The sequence below is a fragment of the Deltaproteobacteria bacterium genome, from assembly GCA_029860075.1.
GTDB lineage: Bacteria > Desulfobacterota > JADFVX01 > JADFVX01 > JADFVX01 > JAOUBX01.
The window spans coordinates 1-24,140 of record JAOUBX010000019.1 but is presented as its reverse complement, the minus strand read 5'-3'; the positions used below and the strand labels follow the sequence as shown (position 1 = coordinate 24,140).

Below are 24,140 nucleotides of genomic sequence, written 5' to 3'. Positions count from 1 at the left end.
CTGGTGATTCACCCTGTCTATAGGTTTAAGCAAGGCTGTTTGCTTCTCGGTTTTAACGAATCAAATGCAAAATGAAGAAAAATGACCTTGAAAGCAGATTGATAGAAATAGGCTATCCTGGGCTTTTTATGTATGGAGAACAGAGCCTGGCCGATAGTATTTGGGAAAATGGAGAAAATGTTGAACAACTCAAAGGCATCATTTTTTCTGACTCAAGCCCTTCTCATGCAAAATTTTTGGCTGCTGAAGTATTAAGATACTTTGATGTTGAATTGGATATCAAAAGTTATAAAACCTTGGCAGACGCTTATGCTCATGCTTTAGAGCACACCAGTGCAGACAGGGGGAATTCAGCTCAGCTTAATGGTAATTTATGGGGCCTTTTATATGATGAAAATGATACCGGATACTTGGGTAAGCAATTTATTAAATTTGATATTGCTGCAATTTCCCCTTTAACAAAATTACTGGATGATAGGGCCAGCAGGATACTATATGAAGGAAGTCAAGAAGCAACCATTGGCAATGCCTACCAATACAGAATCAAAGACTTTGCGGCCTTTTACATATCCAAAATAAAGGATATCCCAATCAGGTTTTATCAAGACTTTAAGGCCAGAGATAAAGAAATAGAGCGTTTGAAAGGTTTGCTGAAAAAGGAATAAAATGCCGGAACCGAAAATAAATAACAATGACAAGACTTTATCTGAGCTTGAAAGACAATTAGAGCGCTCCGGTTTTTTTACGCATAGCTCTTTAAGTAATCAAGCAGAAAGGATTAACGAAATAGAATCCTTTTTATACGGATTGCTCGATACTCTAATTGCACAAGACTTACTTGATAAAAAAAGATTTGAAGAAACGGTAAAAAAAGTAAGAGATGAAACGCTCCAAAAAAAGGAGCATTTTCATGCCTGCATCGCTATCAGCGAGGATAACAATGGAGAAGCGTCTCATGATTTTGATCCTGTAAATTGTGAAGAGCGTTTAGGTATTTGCAAAGGGATATGTTGCAAATTGAATTTTGCATTATCGATAGATGAAATCGAATCAGGAAAAATTAAATGGGACTTGGGTCAACCTTATTTCATTAGACAAAACACAAATGGATATTGTTACCACCTGGATCTGGAGAAACATTGCTGCTCAATATATGCTGACCGTCCTAAAGTCTGTTTTAAATATAGTTGTGCCAATGATAAAAGAATTTGGAAGGATTTTGAAAAAATGGAATTTAACTACGAATGGGTTGAGGAAAACTTGAAGGAGAGAAAGATTCAACTTGAAGCAGTTTATATGATTCCTGAAGATAAGGTCACCTATAAGTCTAAAATTGACTAGTGAACCAAAATTAAAGGGACCGCCTAGATTGATTTTGTTATTTGGTATGCAATCAAATGCACAAAAAAAACTGATTAAAATTTCTAAATATTTGTGTAAGGCCCTGAAAGCTTTAGATAGATTAAATCTTTGGCTGCTTTGCGTTGATCGTCCGGTTCAGCGCCATTCAATGGATTTTAATGTGCTGGTTGATGACGCAAAGGGGGAAATGAAAAGAGGGACAAACAATCCATGAATCAAAGAACATCTCTATCAAAAATAACTGACTCCAAAAGCAGCGTAAAGCCTGTACCTTCGCCGCGGGCTGCGGCAGCGCCCTCCTTTTTACCGCAGGATCCGTTGTTACATATCCAGCGTCAACTCGGCAACACCGCCCTGCAACAGATGTATGAGTCCGGACAACTGCAGGCCAAACTCAAGATCGGCGCCCCAAACGACAAATATGAACGTGAGGCCGACAGCATTGCCGACGGGGTGATGAGAATGCCTGCTCCGGAGATACGCCCGAAACCTGGCTGAATGAAGGATAGCTGTTCCCGGTCCGGGGACGAAGAGGAAATAAGGCTAAAACCCTTATCAGAACAGATCACGCCTTTGATTCAGCGCAAGGATTCCGCCGCCGCGCCGGGGATCACGGCCGGAGTTGCTTCGGGTGTTTCGTCTCTGCACGGTGGCGGACGGCCGATGAGTCAAGATGAACGCTCTTTTTTCGAGCCGCGCTTCGGGACTGATTTCAGCGGTGTCAGAGTGCATGCTGATAATAGTGCCGCCAAATTGTCCAAAAGTATCAATGCCAGGGCCTTTACTTTGGGTCGGAATATTGTGTTTGGCGCCGGGCAATATAAGCCATACAGTGGCGAAGGTAAACGGCTGATGGCGCATGAGTTGACCCATGTGGTTCAACAGAACACAACAGGTAACTCAGTTATTCAGAAGGCGGAAATCGATGACAATCCTCAATTCTGTCGTAATTTGCAGGATTTAACATCTATGCTTGATGCGCACATAAATCAGGTGCTCTCTTCGGTATCAAGCATTCAAGATGGTGCAGCACGTGTCGATGCAGTTTATCAACAACTCGGCAGTGGTTCTCCTTATAGTCCAATTGAGGAGTGGGCAGAACATTTACCAACGACTCATCAACATCGTGTCGCCATCAATGCAACGCGGTACAGGGATAATGAAAACCCCTTTTTATTGATATCAGGCTCCCCCTCCGGCCGTCGTACAGGGTCAGGTACAGTTAACCCATGGATATTAAAAGGTGAACGAACACTTGGTACTTTGCTCAAATTTGGTCATTTATGCATTGGAAGCGACAAGCTGGGACACTTTTTTCAACAAGGAAGGGATTACTTCTATATTTCTGTCACTCTTGGCAGGGGTGATGATTATGCTCGCGGTTTTGGCGAATGGCTGGAAGGTAGAATGCCTGCTAATTCGGCTATAGCCGGTTGGATTGAACATATGGATGATCAAGACTGGCCGGGTTTTGAACGGTTGGCCTTTAATCGGCCTTTTTGGGAAGGCGTATTCGGATTAAGTACTACAGGCGTATTCTCACGAGGAGATTTGGCAGCTAACGAAGCAGGCATGGAATTTTACAAACGTGTTTATGCTAGTCCCAACGTGACATTTAGTTCCCGGGCCTATATCAATGGCCAGTGGAATGAGAGAATAAATCCATCATGCTTTGGTCCAACTATGGCTCGTTTAGTTGCTGTCAATGATCCCGAGTTTCTACGACGTCATGGAGATGAGGTGCGTGCAGCATATCGCAGATATATAAGACAAGCCAACAACACACGTCAAGGCATCTCACTTTCAGGTCAAGATGAACTTCGGGCAACTATGCGGCGTTTACTGGCTCCATATATTAGCAGGTACACTTGCTGAAAAAGTCCCGCAGGGTGGGTTTTGCCCACCACTAATAAAAAGTAAGCAGCATGCCGTCGCCAGTGGAAAAAAAGGAATCATCTAACGCAATAAAGTTCAGCGAAGATAACCCGGCTGCCTTAAGCAATAGACCTTTATCGAACTGCCTCACAAGGGTTGAAGGAGGAAAAAATGAAAAAAACAAAGTTCCAGCTATACAAAGGAGTAGACGGACAGCATCATTTCCGGCTCGTCATGGCCAAGGAGAAAATACAAAGAGGGACAAACAATCCATGAATCAAAGAACATCTCTACCAAAAATAACTGACTCCAAAAGCAGCGTAAAGCCTGTACCTTCGCCGCAGGCTGCGGCAGCGCCCTCTTTTTTACGGCAGGATCCGCTGTTGCAAATCCAGCGTCAACTCGGCAACGCCGCCCTGCAGCAGATGTATGAGTCCGGGCAACTGCAGCCCAAACTCAAGATCGGCGCGCCTAACGATAAATACGAACGTGAGGCCGACAGCATTGCCGACGGGGTGATGAGAATGCCTGCCCCGGAGATTCAGCCCAAACCTGGCTGAATGAAGGATAGCTGTTCCCGGTCCGGGGACGAAGAGGAAATAAGGCTGAAACCCTTATCAGATCAGATCACGCCTTTGATTCAGCGTAAGGATTCCGCCGCCGCGCCGGGGATCACGGCCGGCGTTGCTTCGGGTGTTTCGTCTCTGCAAGGCGGCGGACGGCCGATGAGTCAAGGTGAACGCTCTTTTTTCGAGCCGCGCTTTGGGACTGATTTCAGCGGTGTCAGAGTGCATGCTGATAATAGTGCCGCAAAATTGTCCAAAAGTATCAATGCCAGAGCCTTTACTTTGGGTCGGAATATTGTGTTTGGCGCCGAACAATATAAGCCATACAGTGGCGAAGGTAAACGGCTGATGGCGCATGAGTTAACCCATGTGGTACAGCAAGGTTTGCGATGGGAATCCGGTCCGGTGATTCAGTGCCAAACACCTCAATCCACTGTTTCTGAAGAGGGAACCTCTGGTTTAGGTTTTGGTTTGCCTGCGCTTCGACTGGATCCGGATATACAAAGAGAGATTCAAAGACTTCGCTGGTTAAGACAACTGACCAATACGCCGGCATCTCCACAAACCGCAACACCCCCTGCCATTGCTCCAGAACCTGGTCAAAGCGCCTTATTAAACCCATTTTTTGGTTCATTCTCAAACCTGGGTATGAACCAAATAGACTGGTTGTCCATTCGAAATGAATTGATCTTTAGAGGGGTAACGTTAGATGAAAGATTGGCAGGTGATATTGTTCCCGTTTGGCAGACTAATTACCAGTTTTTTGGCCGGGTTTTAGGATTAAATAATGATAGCGCAGCCTTTTGGACAAACAAAACGATAGCCAGGGCCGTAGGTTCCGGGTTAAGCCGTGACCATCCTACAATGTTGGAACAAACTGACAGAGAACTTGGAACTTCGTCGACTATATTACCTGTATCTGATGCGATACTATTCCTATTGGATCAATTGTAAAGGGAAGAAAATATGTTCCGCAGGGTGAGTTTTGCCTGCCACTAATGAAAAGTAAAGAGCATGCCGTCGCCAGCAAAAAAACTGAAAGGGCCAGGATTCTCATCGTCCGTGCCGGCGCCTTCCAATGGCTGTTAATGTGTCTGTTGATGGAGAAGGCGGGGAAATGAAAAGAGGGTCAAATATTCTATGAATCAAAGAACATGTGAATCAAAAAAAATTGATTCCAAAAGCAGCGTAAAATCTGCATCTTTGGCAAAAGCTGCGGCAGCGCCCTTTTTTTCACGGCAGGCTCCGCATTTACAGATCCAGCGTCAATTCGGTAACGCCGCCCTGCAACAGATGTATGAGTCGGAACAACTACAGGCCAAACTCAAGATCGGCGCCCCAAACGACAAATACGAAGGTGAGGCCGACAGCATTGCCGACGGGGTGATGACGATGCCCGATCCGCAGGTTCAGCGAAAACCTGGCTGAATGAAGGATGGCTGTTCCCGGTCCGGGGACGAAGAGGAAATAAGGCTAAAACCGTTATCAGATCAGATCACGCCTTTGATCCAGCGCAAGGATAGCGCCGTAGCGCCGGAGATTATGCCCGGTGTTGTATCGGGCATTTCGTCTCTGCAAGGCAGAGGCCAACCCCTGTCAGAATCGAGCCGCGCCTTCTTCGAAGCAAGACTCGGCCAGGATTTCAGCAATGTACGCATACATAAAGGGTCCGGATCCGATCAAAGTGCTCGAGCCATTAATGCCAAAGCTTATACAATAGGGAGTGATATCGTTTTCGGATCCGGACAATACTCACCGGAATCTAATGCCGGAAAGAGACTGCTTGCCCATGAGTTGACTCATGTCGTACAGCAGAGGGGGCACACACCTGCGCAATATCAAATTCAACGGGAGGAAGACGAGGAAGGTTCGCCAGGGCCGGAGGAAATGCCCGATCCTTTACCCGAATTGGAGCAGCCCCCCAATGCAGTGACCTTCGATTTGCTGGATCCGCTCAATTCGGGCGTAAGGATCGGTGGTTTTTCACTGCCGAGCCCAAGGGATATTCTCAACGGACTGGAGTTGGCACGGGAGTTTCTCGGGCCTCAGGTCGGAGAATTGCCTGATATAAGCATGTTCCAGCCCGAGCTCAGCCCCGAAGAAGAGGACGCCATGCACCGCGCAATATGCCGGACAATACCGACTACCTGTATCCTTCTTGACCCCTCTGCCATGGCGCAACCCTCCTTGCCGATTCCAACGGTCCGGCTGCCCCGGGTCCATTTAAGGCTACCCAGGTTGGTCCATCATAATCATCACATCATTGACCATATTACCTATGATGAAAAAGGTGTGCCGCCACGTCATCATGTCCTCCTCGATCAGATATCTACCCAGATGATCGATCACCACAATATTGTTGCCGACATCACAGGTCATACGGATAGTCACGGCGGCAGCAGATATAACCAACGGCTGTCGGAAGAACGAGCGAATGCGGTTGAAAACTACCTTACCGGCCGTAGCGTACCTCAGGTGCAAATCTGGAACGTGCAGGGGCTGGGTGAAACTCAGCCGGCCTACCCCAATGACGACGTCGATTGGCTTGCGGCAGCACGCAACCGCCGTGTGGAAATCGATCAGCGGCGCATGGTCTGGGAAGGACTCATCGACGCGGTCCGTCCCCTCGGTGTGGAGACGGGGCCGGAACGTGACACCCCCGATACGGACGATGCAGACAGGTATACACAGCTACGTGATTTTTTTGTTACGGCGCGTACCGATATTCAGGCGCTGATTACGGCAGGGAACCCCATTCAATACACGGAAAGCGGCGTTGTTTATACACTGCCCATGGCGGACAATGAAAATATCCGTGAAGTCATGCGTCTCGTTGACGATATCATTGCTGATTTGCGGCAAAACCGGCTGGTGATCCGCTTTAATATGCCCATGGCTATCCTGGGCGGCACAGGGGCCAGCTATAACCCAAACGATAATCTGGTAAGGGTCAGCCGCTTTACCAATAATCAGGAACTTGCCGGCGTAGCGGCTTCATTTGTGCACGAGTATCTCCACGCGATCCAGGACCGCACTGCCGAGCAACTGCTCAGATCCAGGCGTTTACCTGTTGAACACAGCCGCGAACAGGAATTGCAAAAAGAGATCCAGGCGCGTCGAGTCGACAATTATATGAAAATCCTGCTGGAGGCCGCCGGCCATCCACCGCCGCGCAACATCAACGTGACCTTCGTCCATCAGTTTGAAACCATACGCACCGCCGATCCCGTGGCACAGGAAAGGGCGCGGCAGGATGTGCGCAGTACACTGGAAGGGGCGTATACCGCAAGTGGCCAGTTAGGCTTTTACCCTGCAATCAGGTACCTCGTGGAATTGCGTGGCGGCAGAGCATACCTGGTCCGACAAGGGGCCGTGGAAACCCCTGTCGGCATAATCCCCGCCGGTTCCACAGCGAGTCAGATCCAGAGCATCGTCTTGAGGGAGGTTGGTGGACTGGCGGATTATCAAAGACTCTTCGACGCGCCTGACGGCAGCCGCTACGCAACCGCTTTTTTCATCGTCCTGAGAGGTCTGGAGACAATTACGGAATTCGCTACACAACCCTAATGAAAATGAAATTTGAAACATGAAATAGAGCGTGTAATGTTCAGACTTTACGTTAAAGGGCAGGGGGGAGTTGTTTCGAAATGGAAAGACCCTCTGTTTCCCGGACGGTTTCACAGTGATTAAAAATCTTTCCCGAAATAAATTTCATATCCCATAGCCCGGACTGTCTGATTCGTCATTGTTTTATGACGCAGGCGTCATAAAACAAATCTGCGCACATTTTGCCTGATTAAAGGGTTCTTTTTTGTGGCAGTCATTATTTTATGACGCAGGACTGTCTTTCTGTTGGTCTGTAAGATTAAAAATGGCTTTAAATTCAATAGGTTACCTTGTTTGGACCGAGACTTGCTCTCTATTTTACTGTTTTAAGCCAGGTCCGTATTTTCGATAAATGACAGATTCTGTTGAAATTCGTGAAAAGATACTCAGTTATCTGCTTAAAAACCCGGAAGCCGGCGATACGCTCGAAGGCATTGCCCAATGGTGGATGATAGCAGAGACTATCGATAATACCGTTGATCTTATCGGAGGCGTACTCGATGAGATGGTCAGCAAAGGAAAAATTGAAAGACATTCCTCTAGCGGGGAAAGAACCGTTTACCGCATTAATCCTGTGAAATAAGAGATGATAGACAGAGCCCTTGAAGTTTTAACCGATTCCATACATTCCTATCTTGAGCATCTTCCTGATCTCGGTGTGACGACGGAAGACGTTATTTCTCTTACGCATATAGTTAAGGATAACGGAAGTGTTGCCATCGACCCTGATTCATTGGGGATGTCACTCATTAATATAGAGGAAGAGCGCACATTGAAATCGATGAAAGCGACAGTTGTTTCTGATGAGGGGATTGTTTCCCATGTGAATCCCGAATTGAAGCTTAACCTCTTTGTTCTTATTGCGGCAAATTTTAATGATTATAAAAAAGGATTGAAATATCTGACGGGAGCCATACGTTTTTTTCAAAGCAAGAATGTTTTTACCCATCAGAATACGCCCGATCTGGATGGGCAAATCGAAAAATTAATTGTTGAACTCCATTCATTGGGTTTTGAGCAACAGAACCACTTATGGGGGGCATTGGGAGCCAAATACCTGCCGTCAGTCATGTATAAGGTCAAATTGATAGCTATCCAGGAAGGCCATAAGGCAGATGAGGAGCCTCCCGTCAGGATTATCGAATCTTCGGGAAAAGGTATTTGACCGCCTATGAAAATCGAGTTTGACAAACTGTTGGAAGTGAATTTTTACCACAATTACTATAGGGCTGAAAAGGGTGAAGATTTCGAAGTTGAGCCGACGGCATTATGTCAAAAAGAGCTGAAAAATTACGGACTCCTGTTCAAAAAAATATCCCGGGGCTTTGTTGTCCTTTACGAATTGACTGACGATGGTTTGGGCGGCAAGGAACCCCTTAGAGCGATAGACGGAAAGGTCAGGTTATCCTTTATGCTCAAGTCGAGGAACCCCTATCTTCTTAACTATTCCGATCTCCCCCTGGACAGTAAATTTCACCATATTTATTGTCTGCACAATGTTAATGATAATCAGCAAAGTGGCGACCTCCTGCTTTCCTCCGCTACAGATAAAAATCATCTTTCCCTGGATGATCGCATAACGTTAAAACCGCAACTTTTCCAGTACGGTTTTCATTCGGAAAACCCGTCGGCACAGATTGAGATTATCGATGAACGGGGAGATTCGGTAATCAGTGAGAATGTATCCCTTGTTGAAGGCGTCCTTAATTATCCCGTTGACTTGCGTGGCCGCAGGCCGGGGAGGTTTACGCTGAAAATTGACGGTCAAATTGAATTGGTCTTTTATGCCTCTCATGAACTGACAGGGGAAAGCGTCTTCGGCATTATCGATATTTTCAGTAATGATGATGTTCCGGAAGCATACCGCTTCATCGATGGAGAGAGTGTGGCGCCGAAAAAATACATGGTGAAGATAAAAAGGCGGCAGACCTATTGGAAGTATTGTGTCGCTTTTAAATACTATGAGCGAGACGAGCATTTCAAGGCGGAAAATCTTTCAATCAGTCATCCTGATCCCTCTGTAAAATTTGATTCACAGGGCGTATTTGACGGAGATGATGTTGTCCCTGTGGAGATATTCATTTCCGATAAGGAACTGGCATTTACAGAGGAACCGGTAAAAGGGATTGACCTGAAACTAAAAAAAAGCGGACAGGGAGGGGGACATGGGAACGTAATTGAACTGAAAAAAAATTTGCCGGCCCCATCGGTTAATCAGATAGTAAAGCCCGATGAGTCAGGCAGTAATATTTATTCGGAAATATATATATACGTTTAAAAAAATAGAAAAGGAGGCGTTACAATGGCTACATACAAAACACCCGATGTCTATGTAGAAGAAATTTCCCTCTTTCCGCCGTCAGTGGCGGAAGTGGAAACGGCAGTGCCGGCATTCATTGGTTACACGGAAAAAGCAGATGAGTTTGGTCCCGGAGATCTTGAGAATGTCCCGACTAAAGTAACTTCTTTATTGGAGTACGAGGAGTTATTTGGAGGGGCGCCGCCCATGACGGTGACGGAAATTATCCTTGATGAAAATAATGTGGTCAGTTCGTCGAAGCTCAGTTCAAACTTTTACATGTATGACAGTTTGCGGCTCTTTTTTAAAAATGGCGGGGGAAAATGCTATATCATTTCCGTCGGCTCGTACAGTGATACCTTGACAAAGTCCCACTTTGACGATACTACGGGCGGTTTGTCGAAGCTTAAAAAGGTGGATGAACCGACAATCATTTTGTTTCCCGATGCTGTCTTGTTTGAGAGCAATGATCTCTACGACTTGCAGCAGCAGGCTTTAAAGCAGTGCAATGAGTTGCAGGACCGCTTCGGGGTTTTTGACCTGCTCGAATCAAAAGCGGCAGACGCCACTTTTGACTGGGAAGATGGCGTTAATGGTTTTAGAAACAATATCGGTATAAATTACCTGAAGTACGGAGCGGCCTACACGCCGTGGCTCAAGTCGAACCTGGGGATGAATATCAGTTACCGCGATGTTAAAGGCAAAATATTCAGGGGAGGAAATGTCGTCACCTTAGGTGTATTGACCGATGATAATGATGTTAAAACCATTGTTACCAATCTGGATAATGCTATTGCCGATGTTGGCAAGATAGACGGTGACCTGGATACCCTTAATGGAACGGAAAGCACTTTAAAAGCGAAGTATATAACGCTTCTGGATGCTTTTAAAAGTACGCCTGCCGCAGCTTCATTCAAGGCCCTTTTTAATTTCATTTATGACATTGTTAATGAAGTGGATGAGTGGGGGGGGACGTCGGCTCCCGTTACAGGCGCAGATCTGAAAACGGATATTGGAAACCTGATTACCAATTCCCTTAAGGCTTCAATGTCAACACTTATCGGTTATGACAAAGGGGCCGACTCTGAACTTACGGGGTCTTATAATCTTTATGAAACCTATCACCCCGTAGAAGCTTCCCAGTGGGACAATATCTTTGATAAGACCCATGCCGACAATCCGGCAGCCGACACGTCCATATTTACGGGCGCCGATAATACGGCAAAGATGAAAAGCGCCGAGCCCTCCATTAGCCAGATATTTGACCAGGTTAATGCTGCCGTTGCACAAATTGTCAGTTCGGCCGCTAATTATGAAAGCACTTTTGAGAGCAGCCTCTACGATTCACATACCGTTTATAAAAGTATGATCACAAAATTAAGCAACTCCCTTACGACCCTTCCCCCAAGCGGAGCTATTGCCGGTATCTATGCAATGGTCGACAGTAATCGCGGTGTCTGGAAGGCGCCTGCCAACGTAAGTCTGAGCGGTGTTGTCGGCGTGACCGAAACCATTGACAGCAATGAGCAGGAAGACCTTAATGTGGATGTCGTCGCCGGAAAATCAATTAACGCAATTCGCGCCTTTACCGGTAAGGGCACCCTTGTCTGGGGTGCGCGCACATTGGCCGGAAATGACAATGAGTGGCGATATGTGCCGGTGAGGCGCTTCTTTAATATGGTGGAAGAGTCGATCAAAAAATCGACGTACTGGGCCGTTTTCGAACCGAATGACGCCAATACATGGATCAAGGTAAAATCGATGATCGAAAACTACCTCACCCAGAAATGGCGGGAAGGCGCCCTGGCCGGTTCCAAGCCTGACGAGGCCTTCTTTGTCAAGGTAGGGCTGGGGGCGACGATGACGGCCCAGGATATTCTTGAAGGCCGCATGAATGTGGAGATCGGCATGGCTGTCGTCAGACCTGCAGAGTTCATTATTCTCAAGTTCTCTCACAAGATGCAGGAATCGTGATCTCTTTAGACAGGGGCTAAGTAAAAGTAACTAAATTGAATAAGGAGGAATATCATGGCTGAATATCCATTACCGGTATTTCATTACCAGGTTGATTGGGGCGGTTCCAAAGGGACTGAAGTCGGTTTTTCGGAAGTGTCCGGTCTGACTATTGAACATCAGGTAATCGAGTATCGTGACGGCGCAAGCAAAGAGTATTCGGCGGTAAAGATGCCGGGCATACCGAAGTATAGCAACGTTACTATGAAGAGGGGGCTTGTCGCAAAAGATAACGACTTTTTTACCTGGCTCAGTTCCACAAAGATGAATAAACCGGAAAGGCGAAACCTTACCATAAGCCTTCTCAATGAAAACCACGAGCCCGTAGCGACATGGAAGGCGGTCAATGCCTTTCCTGTGAAGGTTGAGGGGCCGGGTCTGAAATCGACGGGCAACGAAGTTGCCATAGAATCGATTGAAGTTGCCCATGAAGGCCTGACCATAGAGAACGGGTAATTAAATGGCCGGCTATTACCCACCGGCAGGATTTCACTTTAAGGTGGAATTTATGGACCTTGATGCCGGTGAAAATGATACCCGTTTTCAGGAAGTATCGGGGTTTTCTGCCGAGCTTGCCGTTGAGGAAGTGGTTGAAGGCGGTGAGAACAGGTTCTCTCATCGCCTTCCGGGGCGGGCAAAATATTCGAACCTGGTCCTGAAAAGAGGTCTCCTCACCGATTCAAAGCTTATTGACTGGTGCAAGGACGCTGTTGAAAACTTTGAATTTAAAACGTCCACCGTCAACGTAACGCTTTTGAATGAAAAGCATGAACCGCTTGCTGATACAATGAGTTTCATTAAAGCCTGGCCTGTAAAGTGGGCTGTTTCCGATTTTAAGGCCCAGGAAAATGCGATTGTCGTTGAAACACTGGAACTGGCGTACAACTATTTTACCCGCATAAAGTTATAAGAGGAGCGCTTAAAGATGCCCGTAGAAATCAGGGAACTCGTTATAAAGGCGTCTGTTACAGAGTCGGCATCAGAGCAGCAGAGCGTTGACTCTTCGGAGTCGGGCGCCTCTGACAGGGAAGAGATTATTGCCGATTGTGTCGAGCAGGTAATGGAAATCCTTCGCAAACAGTCGGAAAGGTAGCGGGCTGCGGGGAGTAAAGGTGTGAAAAACAAGGGGAGCAGATGACAGGTGAGTTGAAAAAGTTAAAGATCGAAGCCTACAAGGAGATTACCTATGATACCCAGGTGGACGAATTTGTCGTTATGTTTAATCCGTCCACCTACAGCCAGAAATATGAAGTGGAGTATAAGGCCGAGCAGGGCCAGGGAACGACGGGAAGCACTCAGAAACTTGGCAAGATAAAACCGCAGGAATACAGCTTCGAGTTCGTTTTCGACGGGACAGGCGCTTCTTCGGAAGAAGTCGACGTGGCTGATGAAATAGAGTGGTTTTTGGAAACATGCGGTAAGATAAACAGCGAGACCCACAGGCCCCTCTATTTAAGAATCAGATGGGGGCATCTGCTTTCCGACTGCGTCCTTAAGTCGGCCGAGGTTACCTATAACCTGTTTAAACCCGATGGCTTTCCCTTAAGGGCCAAGGTCAAAGCCGTCTTTTCGGAAAATATTGATGATACGCTCCGAACGGCTGAAGAGGGCAAAAATTCACCGGACCTGACCCATTATCGTGTCGTTAAAGAGGGGGACACTCTGCCCTTGATGACCTACCGCATTTACGGTGATCTTTCTTATTACCGGGATGTGGCACGGGTGAATAAGCTGGCCAATTTCAGGGAACTGGAGGTTGGGATGACGCTGCAATTTCCGCCTATTAACCAGCAGGGAACAAATAAATAACTGATGACATTATGAGTGATGAAAGAGTTGTCCCCACACCGGCATCATCGGACCTTCCAAGCTTCAGGATCATATGTGACGGAAGTGAGGTGAGCAGTGAGTACCATGTGCTCTCTGTTGCAGTGACAAAAGCGATAAACAGGATCCCCTTTGCCGAGATCAGGCTGCTCGACGGCGACGCGGCGAAGGAAGATTTTGAAATCAGCAACTCCGGTGATTTTGTGCCGGGGGCAGAGATAGAACTGCTCGCCGGTTACCATTCCGACGAAAGTACCGTCTTCAAGGGGATTATCACGGGCCATGGCATTAAGTCGCGCGCGAACAAGCCCTCCTTGCTGGTTGTTGAATGCAGAGACAGCGCAGTCAAGATGACCGTGGGACGGCAGAATGCCTATTACCATGATAAAAAGGACAGTGAAATTATTGAAGAGATTCTTTCCGAATACGGACTGGATAAAGAGGTGGAATCTACGGAAGCGACCCATAAGGAAATGGTTAAATATTATTCGGCCGATTGGGATTTCATCGTATCGAGGGCCGAAGTGAACGGTAAACCGGTTATCGTTGATGACGGGAAGGTTTTTGTAAAAGCGCCCGATACGGGGCAGGAGCCGTCACTGGCCCTGGTCTATGGTTCGACAATGATGGAGTTTGAAGCAGAGATGGACGCCAGGAACCAGCTTGGCGGAATCAAAAGCAGTTCCTGGGACTATGCAAGTCAGGAAATGATAGAAGAGGAAAGCGAAGACCCCGGACTGGAAGAGCAGGGTAATGTGACGGCTTCATCGCTGGCTGATGTGATTGGCCTTGACGCCTGTCCGTTCCGGCATACGGGCCATGTGGCGGACCATGAATTAAAGGCCTGGGCCAATGCGGGTATATTAAAGAGCCGTCTCTCCAAAATTATAGGGAGAGTCAAATGCCAGGGTTTTGCGCAAATTAAACCGGGGCATATGCTTAGCCTTGCCGGCGTGGGAGACCGCTTTAACGGCCTGGCTTTTGTAACGGAAGTGAGACAGCAGATTACATTGAAAAATTGGGAAACCGATATCCAGTTCGGACTCTCTCCAAAATGGTTTTCCCGGACGGAAAGCATCATGGACCGGCCCGCATCGGGCCTGTTGCCTGCCGTGCAGGGTTTGCAGATCGGCGTTGTGAGCCAGCTCCAGGATGACCCTGATGGCGAGGACAGGGTTCTCGTTAAAATGCCCGTTATCGATCCCGAAAATGATGGCATATGGGCCCGTGTTGCCGGCCTGGATGCAGGTGAAAAGCGGGGGGCCTTTTTCCGGCCTGAAATTGACGATGAAGTCGTCCTGGGATTTTTAAATGACGACCCCAGAGATCCCGTGGTTCTGGGCATGCTCAACAGCAGCGCCAGGCCTGCGCCGATCACTGCCAGTGACGACAATCATGAAAAGGGTTTTGTGAGCCGCAGCGAAATGAAGGTTATTTTCAACGACGATGAAATAAGCCTGACCATAGAGACGCCAAACGGCAACAAGATCGTCTTGAGTGATGACGCCGGTTCCATCCTGCTGGAAGATGAAAACGGCAACAAGATTGAGATGAATTCCGATGGTATAACCCTGGAAAGCGCCTCCGATATTAACGTTACGGCAAGCGGCGACGTTAACATAGAAGGGACGAACACAAACATTGCCGCCAGTTCGCAGTTTAAGGCGGAAGGTTCGTCAGGCGCTGAAATGACCAGCAGCGCTACGGCCACTGTGAAAGGGTCTTTGGTACAGATTAACTGAGTGACAGCTAAAATCCGGAATATTACATCACTATAGGGAAGGAGTAATCGCAATATGGGACAGCCTGCAGCGAGAGTAGCCGATCCAACCAGTCATGGAACACCACTTAGCCCCGGCCCGGGAAGCCCTGATGTGCTTATCGGGGGAATGCCTGCCTGGAGGGCCGGTTCGGATTTTCATGCATGCCCTCTTTTAACGGCCCTTGTGCCTCATGTGGGGGGCGTTATTGCCATGGGAAGCGCTACCGTGCTTATTAACGGTCTTCCCGCTGCGCGGCAGGGAGATATGGTTGTCGAAGTGGGGCCGCCCAATTCGATTGCCATGGGCTGCGCGACGGTATTGATAGGGTAAGTGAAATGTCAGAGAATTTTCCATTTTTAGGCAGGGGCTGGGGATTTCCTCCCACATTCGAGAAGTCCAAAAAATCGGTGACCATGATCTCTCATGAGGAAGATATCCGGAGCAGCCTGGAAATACTGCTATCGACGAGCCCTGGAGAGCGGATCATGCAGCCCACCTACGGGTGCGATTTAAAGAAACTCCTTTTCGAGCCTCTCGACACGTCGCTCAAGACCTATGTAAAAGTTCTTATTAAAAGGGCCATTTTATACCATGAACCGAGAATCAAGCTGGATAAGGTCGCGCTGGAAGACAAGCCTCATGAGGGACTCATCGAAATTACCCTCGAATATACGATCAGAACGACAAATTCCCGCTATAACTTTGTTTATCCCTTCTATAAGACGGAAGGAACGAATATCAGTCTATGAATGAAGTCTGTCACAAGAAGAGCCCTCTCAGCCGTGACGGCACGAGCCAGTTGCAGCGCTTTTCCCCTATGCTCGATCCTTCTTATGTTCTCGTTGATGAACGCAGCCTTGAAGATCTGCTTCTCTTTGCCGGCAAATATGCCGGTCTGGTAAGGCATTACAGTCTCAGTGTCGATGAAAGTTCAATAGAATCATGGACCTGCTTTTTTGAAAATTGTATTGCCGTTCTCATTGCCGACATTGCCAAAACGGATATTTCCGCTTTAAAAGAGACCTATGAAGCCTTAGCGATTGAAGTGGAAGCGGCGCCTGATAATGAAAATTATGAGGCGCTCTTCCAATTTATTTTCGACCTTGCTTATCGAATCGACGGCTGGTATGTGAAGTCCATCAAAGAACTGAGCCTGAACGGTGATCTTGGCATTCTCATACAGTCTTCCCTTTCCGATGGGCTGAATAAACTTATCGCTTATGATAAAGGCGCCCAGGTTCTGGGCGGGTGGACGTCGCCGGTGGCAGCTTATGATAAATTGAGCAGCCTCTGGCGGACATCGGGAACCGCCGCAGATATTGACGCCGATAATAGCATCTACACGGGCGGCACGGATGGGGAAAAAATTCTCTCCGGCCTGGACTACCTGAATACCCTCTTTGAGTCTTTCTACGGCGCCATAGGAAAGATTGTCGATTCAGCGCCGGCCTACATGGAAGAGGCGCTGGAAAAGTACCCTCAACACCAGCCCCATATGGCGCTTTTTTTGGCCTTTCTCAAGCTCTTTCAATATGCCCGGGACCACCTCAATGAAATGACGGGCCGTCACCTCGATTTTTATTATAAAGAGGTTTTGCGACTGGAAGAAAAACCGGAAGTCCCGGACCAGGTCCACCTGATTTTCAAGCTGGCTAAAAATGTTTCTTCTCATACCCTTGAAAAAGGGACGCTTTTAAAGGCGGGGAAAGATAATAGCGGCGCAGAGCTTTTTTACGGCACAGAAAAAGAGATCGTTGTCAATAAGGCGCAGGTAGAGAGCCTTAAGACGGTTTTTATCGAGAGGAAAGGAGAAGGGGAAGACAAGATTATAACCAATATTTATTCTGCGCCTTATGCCGATTCAAAGGACGGCCTCGGGACGGCTTTTGATACGGCAGAGCCCAAATGGAAGCCCTTTGGTGAAAGCCAGAGTTCAAAAGCCGCCGGTGAAGAGACGATGGAAAAGGCCACTGTCGGTTTCGCTCTCGCTTCACCCCAGCTGATCCTGAATGAAGGGAAAAGGGTGATTACCATTGTCTTTAACTTTAATGATTGGGAAGACTATTTACCTGCCCTTCTTAACAGCAAGGTTTCAAAAGAGAGTTTTAAATTTTATTTCAGTGGAGAAAAGGAATGGATTGAGCCCGATGATGCGGCGGTCCATTTTGAAAATAAGGCAATGAAGTTTACACTCACCGTGAGTGAGGAAAAACCGGCCATTATTGCCTATGATAAAAAAGTTCTCGGAGGGACGCTAAACACGTCACATCCCGTTCTGAAGGTAATCCTGAACCCCGGCAACACCCCTTATGAATATCTGAAAAAACTAAAGCTTAGCCGTATTGCCATCGATCTCAATATCGATAAAGTTAAAAACCTGATTCTTCAGAGCGACTACGGAAAGCTGGACCCAAACAAACCCTTCCAGCCCTTCAGTCCCCTGCCTGCCATAGGTTCGTCTTTTTATATTGGCAATGAAGAGGTGTTTAATAAAAAAATTGACAAGCTGACGCTTAACATGGAATGGCATGGTCTGCCTGCTGAGGAATTTGCTTCCCATTATGCCGGTTATACTCCAGCGCCTGCCAACAGCAGTTTTAAAGCTGTTATTAATGTGCTGAGCGGAAAGAAATGGTCGGAAAATACGGTTGAGGACAGGCTTTTCAGCGACAATATTACCACTGACCCCGGGATAAGTATTGATAAACCCGGATTGTTAACGGAAAGAAGTGAAAGGCCTGAAAAATTTAGTGAACTAACAAATAATACAAAAAGAGGTTTCATGAAAATGGAACTTTGCGGGTCCGACTTTAAACATAAAAGTTATCCCGGCCTGCTTTCTGCCGCCGTTGCAACCATTGCCGCCGGCGGGACGGCGACGGTGCCCAGGGAACCCTATACGCCGGTCATCAAGTCTCTCGTCATCGATTATGAATCGAGCCAGACCTTTGAGGCCGGGAGGGAGCAGTTTTTTCATATCTCTCCCTTTGGAGACATGGAAACGTTGCCTGTGGGGGCTGCTGCTGCCGCAAAAGAAGATAAAAATAATGAGAATGATCTGCTCATTGTCGATACTGATGTTCTGCTGCCGCAGTTTACGGCAGATAAGAAGGAGCAGGAAGGGTTCCTCTACATAGGGCTGACGGGCCTTGTTCCTCCCCAAAATGTGGCTGTCCTCTTCAAGGTTGCCGAGGGGAGCGGCGACCCCGATTTCGAAGCGCCTGAAATCAACTGGAGTTATCTCTGCAATAACGAGTGGAAAAAGCTCGATAAGGCAAAGCTCCTTTCGGATACGACCAACGGCCTGTTGACGACAGGCATTATCGAATTCGATGTCCCTCATGATGCAACAAATACAAACGGTGTTCTTCCCTCCCCTTATTACTGGCTCGCTGCAAGTGCCGCCGCCGATTCAGCCGCTGTGAGCCAGTTCATTGCTCTCAAGACCCAGGCCGTTACGGCGGGCTTTATCAATATAAAGAACGATCCCGGTCATCTGAAAAATCCCCTGCCGGAAAAGACGATTTCACAATTGAAAAACAAGGCGGCCGGCATCAAATCCCTTGAACAGCCCTATGCTTCTTTTAACGGCAAGGTCAAGGAAGAGGCAGAAGCCTTTTACAGGCGTGTCAGCGAACGGTTGAGACATAAAAACAGGGCCCTGAATATCTGGGATTACGAGCGGATGGTGCTGGAAAAGTTCCCCTCCCTGTACAAGGTGAAGTGCCTCAACCATACCGCTTCATGCTCGGAGATCGCTCCGGGCTCCGTGACCATCGTTCCCATTGCAAATCTTAGAAACCAGAATGCCGTTGACATGCTGAGACCGAAAGCAAGCACAAATACACTGTATGAAATCAGGGAGTACCTGAAAAAGCATATTTCCCAATTTGTAGCGCTCGAAGTGACCAACCCTTCTTATGAACAGGTCTATGCCAGGTTCAAGGTCAAATTTCACGCCGGTGTCGACAAGGGCAATTATCAAAATGTGCTCAATGAAGATATCAGGAAATTTCTTTCACCCTGGGCTTACGATGAAGGGGCTGATATTACTTTCGGGGGCAAGATACATGGTTCCTATATTATCAATTTTATCGAAGAGCGTTCCTATGTTGATTATTTAACGGATTTTGAACTGTTTCACCTTGTTAATGAAGAAGGGCCGAAGATCAGTGTGGAGGAAGCGCTGGCCACCTCTTCAAGGACAATTCTCGTTTCCTCCAATGAGCATGACATCGATATAGAGAGTTTAAATGACTGAAACTTACGCCATAGCAAAATTCAGAGAGCTTCTGCCCGCTGAAGACCATGCTTTTCTTAGAAAAACCGGCATAGAGCTCCTGGAAAAGCTCGCCGCAAAGTTGTGGACCGATTACAACAGCCATGACCCCGGCGTCACCATTCTCGAACTGCTCTGTTACGCCATTACGGAACTGAGCTACAGGACTTCTTATGATATCAAGGATATTCTGACGGCCCGCTCTGACGATCCCATGGCGCCGGCGGATTCATTTTTTACGGCTGCCCAAATATTGCCTTGCAGCCCCGTCACCGTTACCGATCTGAGAAAGGTCCTTGTTGATGTGAGGGGCGTTAAAAATGCCTGGATCGAAATAGCGGAAGCTTCCCCCATGCCGGTCTGGATCAATTACGAAGAGAGCATACTTACCTTCGAAGAGGCGGAAGGTGATAAGGAGGTGATACTGAAAGGGCTTTATACGGTTCTCCTTGAATTTGAAGAAGAGGTGACTGAGCATGAACGGAAGGGGATTGTCCATGCCGTAGAAAAGCAGATTCATAAAAGCAGGAATCTTTGTGAAGATTTTTTACCGCCTGTAAGGCCGGTGGAATATGAGGAGATTGCCCTGTGCGCCGATATCGAAGTTGCCCGTGACGCCGATATCGAGGCTGTTCTGGCGGAAATATACCACGGGGTGTCGCAATATTTTTCACCTCAGATCAATTTTTACACCATTGAAGAATTGTTGAACAAAGGAAAGACTATTGATGAAATTTTTGAGGGACCTCTCCTCGAACACGGTTTTATTGACGGCAGTGAACTGGAAAAGGCCGGTCTTCGCCGTGAACTGCGCGTATCGGATATTATCAATTTTATCATGGATATAGAGGGGGTCGTTGCCGTAAAAAATATTTTATTAACGAGCTATGTCGATGGAGAACCGGCGCAGATCAATCAAAACTGGATCCTTCAGTTGAGTGGCCATGACCGGGCGCCGAAACTTGAAGTCGAAAGATCAAAGTTTATTTTTTACAAAGACGCCATGCCTTATATTGCAAACGCCGGGCAAGTTGATAAAAAACTTAAAGAACTCAGCGGGGCCGGGAAAAAATATAAACTGAAAGGCCATGAGAAAGATATCGCCATGCCCGAAGGGGAGTTTAAATATCTCGAAAGGTTTTACCCTGTTCAACATGATTTTCCTCTCTGTTACGGTATCGGCATTAGCGGTCTCCCTGATTCCGCTACAGCGGAGCGGAAGGCCCAGTCAAAGCAATTAAAGGCATACCTCCTTTTTTTCGAGCAGCTTTTTGCCGACTATTTGGCGCAGCTTGCCCATGTAAAGGACCTCTTTTCCATTGATGAGAGTGTGAGCCAGACCTATTTCACGCAGGAACTCTCTTCCATTAAGGGCATTGAAGCGCTCTATATTGATTACAATGACTATAAAAACAATCTCTACGGGCTTGTTGAAGACAAGGCGCTTTTTGAAGAACGGAGGAACAGGTTTCTCGATCACCTGATGGGGCGGTTTTGCGAAAATATCGAGGAATATGGCCAACTGCTTTATTCCCTCATGGGTAAAAGTTCATACGAAAAATTAATAGGCGACAAGATCGACTTCCTGAAAGACTATCCCTGTATAAGTTCTGAGCGGGGAAAGGCCTTTGATTATACCGATGCAGACCCCCTGTGGGAAACGGACAATGTTGCGGGCATGAAAAAGCGCATCTACAGGCTGCTCGGTTTTGGCGACTATGAACGCCGGACCTTTGCCTCTGAACATTTAAAGATCGTCGCATCGGATAACGATCCGGCCAAATATATGATCAAATTGTTCGATCCCGACGATGCCGCCAATGTTTTGCTCACCGCTTCCGCAGAATATACCTACATGGAATATGCCGAGAGCATGCTCCAGTACATACTCGCTTATGGCGACAATAAGGACCATTATGATCTGTCCGATGAAAGCGGTTTTAAACTGATCAATCATTGCAATGACGTCATCGCTGAAAGCAAGGCCTATGCGACGGTTGATGAAAGAAATAATGATTTTAACCGGGTTGTTGAATATTTCAGGCAGTGGTGCGATGTCGAAGGCTTTCACATTATAGAGCATATTCTGCTCAGGCCCAGAAACAGGGATTACAGGCTTTTGCCTGTTGCCGCAGAAAAGCGGGAGAAGAAGGTAAAGGCGGAAGTGGCGGCGCACCGCTTTGAGGTCTTTAAAGACAGTCCGAAAGCGCCGGGCAGGAAGTTTGAATGGCGGTTCAGGCTGAGAGACCCCGACGGGAATATTGTTTTGAAAAGCGAGGGATATAAGCGGCTGGACAGCTGCATCAAGGGCATCGCTTCGGTCAGGAAAAATGTTTGTGATGCCGATGAGGATTTCAAGGTGCTCAAGGCAAAAGATAATACCTTCTATTTCAATATCCTTGCCGATAATAACGAGATCATCGGCACCAGCAACTTTTGTGTCACCAGGACAGAAATATTGGAAGAGATTGACCGAATGAAGGCTTCTATGCCCTACAGCGACACAATTACCTCAGAAGAGCTTACCGACTCCAGCCTTGTCAGGCTCGCTGAAAAATACGGATTTTATACGTCATGCACGGGTGTTGAAGTTGCTCACTATGAAGAGCCTTCCTGCCGCCATGGTGAAGACCCTTACTCCTTCAGAATTTCAGTTTTACTCCCTTCATGGTCCGAGAAATTCCGGGACCTGAACTTTAGAAGGTTTGTGGAAAAGACGATCCGCATGGAGACGCCTGCCCATATCTTTCCCCGAATATGCTGGATTGATCTGAAGCAGATGAAGGAACTGGAAGAGGCCTATTCAAACTGGTTAAGCAAGATCCGGAATATTTACGGGGATGAGCTTGCCGACCCTGAGGCGGCGGAGAACGAGCTTTCAGCGGCGGCAAACGGGCTTATAGCGATACTTTTCAATCTGAAAAATGTTTATCCACTGGCAAAACTTCACGATTGCAAAGAGGGCGGCAGCAGCGAAGATCCCCAGATTGTTCTGGATTACACTTCGCTGGGAATAATGTAAAGGGATTAAAACAAAGGGGATTAAAATGGAAAGATCAAACTTTTATCCGAATTTCGAGCCAAACCAGATTCTTACCAGCACTCACCTGAATAATCTCAGGAATTATCTTGATGAGGAAAACAGGCTGACCCGGATAAGGCTGTTCGGTGTGGGCGCTGCATGTGGTCTTAAGGCGCAATACAAGAGTTCGACTAAAACGATTACCGTCAGCTATGGCTACGGTCTTACGACCGACGGATACCTTATCGAAGTTCCTGAAACCACAATATATGCAAAATACAGGGAATACAAAGACCCCGGAGATCCGGCCTACGCCCCCTGGCTGAAAAATGAAACGCAGATCAGCCTCCTTGAAATCCTCCCCGGTGATACGGCTTATGAAGGCGCACAATCCCTTTCCGGCCTTGATGTGAAAGGAAAGGCGCTTGTGCTTTTCCTCGAATTCAGGGATGAGGAACTCAAATCCTGTGTTGGGAATACCTGCGATAACAAGGGGAAGAGACGTGTTTTTACCGTTCGCCCCTTATTGATCGATAAGGACAACCTCCATGAGATGGCGCTGGAAAGCATTATCAGCAGAGATGAAAAGCTTGAAGAGATTACCATTAAACGGTTAAGCGCAGAAATAAACCTGAAGGATATCGGCAGTTACGATGATTTGGCAAATAAAGGATACCTCCCCATCGTCAACGATTATAAAAAGAAAATATCCGACGCCCTTATTGAAGCCCACGGCATTTATTCGGATTTATTAGGGCTTAACTGTTACGATCTTAAGGTTATCAATGATCTGAAGAAGAAAAACTTCAGCTCCGATAGGGTTCAGTATGCCTATGATTTTCTCAAGGACCTTGTCCTGGCCTATAATGAATTCAGGGCCGCCGCCTATGAGTTGAAGCGTGAATGCCTTCCGGCCGTGCCGGAATTCCCCAGGCACCTTATGCTGGGCAGGCTTTCCTGTGCCGGCGGGACAGAGGAGGAAAAGTACCGGAACGTTTTTATTCCCGCGCCCCTTGTTCCCGGAGGGGACGAAAAGATTTTGAAAGCAAAATGGCTTTTTGAACGCATCCTCGGCATAGCTGAGGGTTTTGACGTTGCCTTAAAAGCGGCAGTTGAAGATATCAGAGTTACGCCTACCTCTTCCGGCAGATTAAGCGACATGTCCATTCCCTATTATTACAGCAATACGGCCGAGCTATCTGCTTTCTGGAACCCGGACTTAAGGTTCAGGGGCAAGTCGGCATATCAGCTGTCCTACAACGAGGACCAGTATAACAGTGATCGTGATAACTTTATTGCCAGGCCGCTCGATTTTAACCATGACCGATATTCTTCCTACAGGGTAGAAGGGCCGCTCAGGCAGGACTGCGGGGCGGCTTTGGGAAAAATTAATGAAATAATAAAGACGAAGAACCTTTCCTTTGACGTGATCGTATTGACTCTCGGCAATGACGCATTTACAAGCGGTATGCCTCATATCTGCATGTGGCATGATCTGCAGGCCGACTATCTGGAGCTAAGAAGTGTG

At 47.3% G+C, this 24,140-nt stretch carries 24 protein-coding genes; all 24 read left to right on the top strand.

The window, feature by feature from the left end:
- The first annotated feature begins 71 nt into the window (after window positions 1–71).
- Window positions 72–665, top strand: coding sequence for a hypothetical protein (locus tag OEV42_07805; GenBank protein ID MDH3974169.1), 594 nt, complete (start codon window positions 72–74; stop codon window positions 663–665).
- Between the two features lies 1 nt (window position 666).
- Window positions 667–1,341, top strand: a complete 675-nt coding sequence (locus OEV42_07800) for a YkgJ family cysteine cluster protein (GenBank protein ID MDH3974168.1) — start codon at window positions 667–669, stop codon at window positions 1,339–1,341.
- Complete coding sequence (locus OEV42_07795; GenBank protein ID MDH3974167.1) at window positions 1,334–1,576, top strand: hypothetical protein; 243 nt, start codon at window positions 1,334–1,336, stop codon at window positions 1,574–1,576. The genes OEV42_07800 and OEV42_07795 overlap by 8 nt, the downstream gene beginning before the upstream one ends.
- Window positions 1,573–1,860 (top strand): hypothetical protein, encoded by a 288-nt coding sequence (locus tag OEV42_07790; GenBank protein ID MDH3974166.1) that lies wholly within the window; start codon window positions 1,573–1,575, stop codon window positions 1,858–1,860. Before OEV42_07795 ends, OEV42_07790 begins: the two co-directional genes overlap by 4 nt.
- Window positions 1,861–3,237, top strand: a complete 1,377-nt coding sequence (locus tag OEV42_07785) for a DUF4157 domain-containing protein (GenBank protein ID MDH3974165.1) — start codon at window positions 1,861–1,863, stop codon at window positions 3,235–3,237. It begins immediately after the preceding gene.
- 272 nt (window positions 3,238–3,509) lie between these two features.
- Window positions 3,510–3,797, top strand: a complete 288-nt coding sequence (locus OEV42_07780; GenBank protein MDH3974164.1) for a hypothetical protein — start codon at window positions 3,510–3,512, stop codon at window positions 3,795–3,797.
- Window positions 3,798–4,757 carry a DUF4157 domain-containing protein gene (locus OEV42_07775; GenBank protein ID MDH3974163.1) on the top strand — a complete coding sequence of 320 codons (960 nt, stop codon included), beginning with the start codon at window positions 3,798–3,800 and terminating at the stop codon, window positions 4,755–4,757.
- A gap of 44 nt (window positions 4,758–4,801) precedes the next feature.
- Window positions 4,802–4,924, top strand: coding sequence for a hypothetical protein (locus tag OEV42_07770; GenBank protein ID MDH3974162.1), 123 nt, complete (start codon window positions 4,802–4,804; stop codon window positions 4,922–4,924).
- A 19-nt stretch (window positions 4,925–4,943) separates the two neighbouring features.
- Window positions 4,944–5,231: a hypothetical protein gene (locus tag OEV42_07765; protein ID MDH3974161.1), complete on the top strand. Its 288-nt coding sequence runs from the start codon at window positions 4,944–4,946 to the stop codon at window positions 5,229–5,231.
- Window positions 5,232–7,370, top strand: coding sequence for a DUF4157 domain-containing protein (locus OEV42_07760; GenBank protein ID MDH3974160.1), 2,139 nt, complete (start codon window positions 5,232–5,234; stop codon window positions 7,368–7,370). It abuts the gene before it with no gap.
- 391 nt (window positions 7,371–7,761) lie between these two features.
- Window positions 7,762–7,992, top strand: a complete 231-nt coding sequence (locus tag OEV42_07755) for a hypothetical protein (GenBank protein MDH3974159.1) — start codon at window positions 7,762–7,764, stop codon at window positions 7,990–7,992.
- Window positions 7,993–7,995: 3 nt separating this feature from the next.
- On the top strand, window positions 7,996–8,574 hold the full coding sequence (locus OEV42_07750; GenBank protein ID MDH3974158.1) for a DUF4255 domain-containing protein: 579 nt from the start codon (window positions 7,996–7,998) through the stop codon (window positions 8,572–8,574).
- A gap of 6 nt (window positions 8,575–8,580) precedes the next feature.
- Window positions 8,581–9,687, top strand: a complete 1,107-nt coding sequence (locus tag OEV42_07745) for a hypothetical protein (GenBank protein ID MDH3974157.1) — start codon at window positions 8,581–8,583, stop codon at window positions 9,685–9,687.
- Between the two features lie 24 nt (window positions 9,688–9,711).
- Window positions 9,712–11,682: a phage tail sheath subtilisin-like domain-containing protein gene (locus tag OEV42_07740; GenBank protein MDH3974156.1), complete on the top strand. Its 1,971-nt coding sequence runs from the start codon at window positions 9,712–9,714 to the stop codon at window positions 11,680–11,682.
- Window positions 11,683–11,736: 54 nt separating this feature from the next.
- Entirely contained in the window at window positions 11,737–12,177 is a 441-nt protein-coding gene (locus OEV42_07735; protein ID MDH3974155.1) for a phage tail protein, read from the top strand.
- A gap of 4 nt (window positions 12,178–12,181) precedes the next feature.
- A complete protein-coding gene (locus tag OEV42_07730) occupies window positions 12,182–12,631 on the top strand; it encodes a phage tail protein (protein MDH3974154.1) in 450 nt (149 codons plus the stop codon).
- Between the two features lie 15 nt (window positions 12,632–12,646).
- A complete protein-coding gene (locus tag OEV42_07725) occupies window positions 12,647–12,814 on the top strand; it encodes a DUF5908 family protein (GenBank protein ID MDH3974153.1) in 168 nt (55 codons plus the stop codon).
- A 41-nt stretch (window positions 12,815–12,855) separates the two neighbouring features.
- Window positions 12,856–13,530: a LysM peptidoglycan-binding domain-containing protein gene (locus OEV42_07720; protein ID MDH3974152.1), complete on the top strand. Its 675-nt coding sequence runs from the start codon at window positions 12,856–12,858 to the stop codon at window positions 13,528–13,530.
- Window positions 13,531–13,541: 11 nt separating this feature from the next.
- The gene (gene vgrG / locus OEV42_07715; protein MDH3974151.1) at window positions 13,542–15,290 is read left to right on the top strand and encodes a type VI secretion system tip protein VgrG; all 1,749 of its coding nucleotides are present in this window, start codon (window positions 13,542–13,544) and stop codon (window positions 15,288–15,290) included.
- A gap of 54 nt (window positions 15,291–15,344) precedes the next feature.
- Window positions 15,345–15,641, top strand: coding sequence for a PAAR domain-containing protein (locus OEV42_07710; GenBank protein ID MDH3974150.1), 297 nt, complete (start codon window positions 15,345–15,347; stop codon window positions 15,639–15,641).
- A gap of 5 nt (window positions 15,642–15,646) precedes the next feature.
- Window positions 15,647–16,060, top strand: coding sequence for a GPW/gp25 family protein (locus OEV42_07705; protein MDH3974149.1), 414 nt, complete (start codon window positions 15,647–15,649; stop codon window positions 16,058–16,060).
- Complete coding sequence (locus OEV42_07700) at window positions 16,057–19,572, top strand: baseplate J/gp47 family protein (protein MDH3974148.1); 3,516 nt, start codon at window positions 16,057–16,059, stop codon at window positions 19,570–19,572. Before OEV42_07705 ends, OEV42_07700 begins: the two co-directional genes overlap by 4 nt.
- Window positions 19,565–22,612, top strand: coding sequence for a DUF1508 domain-containing protein (locus OEV42_07695; GenBank protein ID MDH3974147.1), 3,048 nt, complete (start codon window positions 19,565–19,567; stop codon window positions 22,610–22,612). The genes OEV42_07700 and OEV42_07695 overlap by 8 nt, the downstream gene beginning before the upstream one ends.
- 25 nt (window positions 22,613–22,637) lie before the next feature.
- Window positions 22,638–24,140 (top strand): hypothetical protein (locus OEV42_07690; protein ID MDH3974146.1); only part of this gene is annotated, 1,503 nt, incomplete at its 3' end.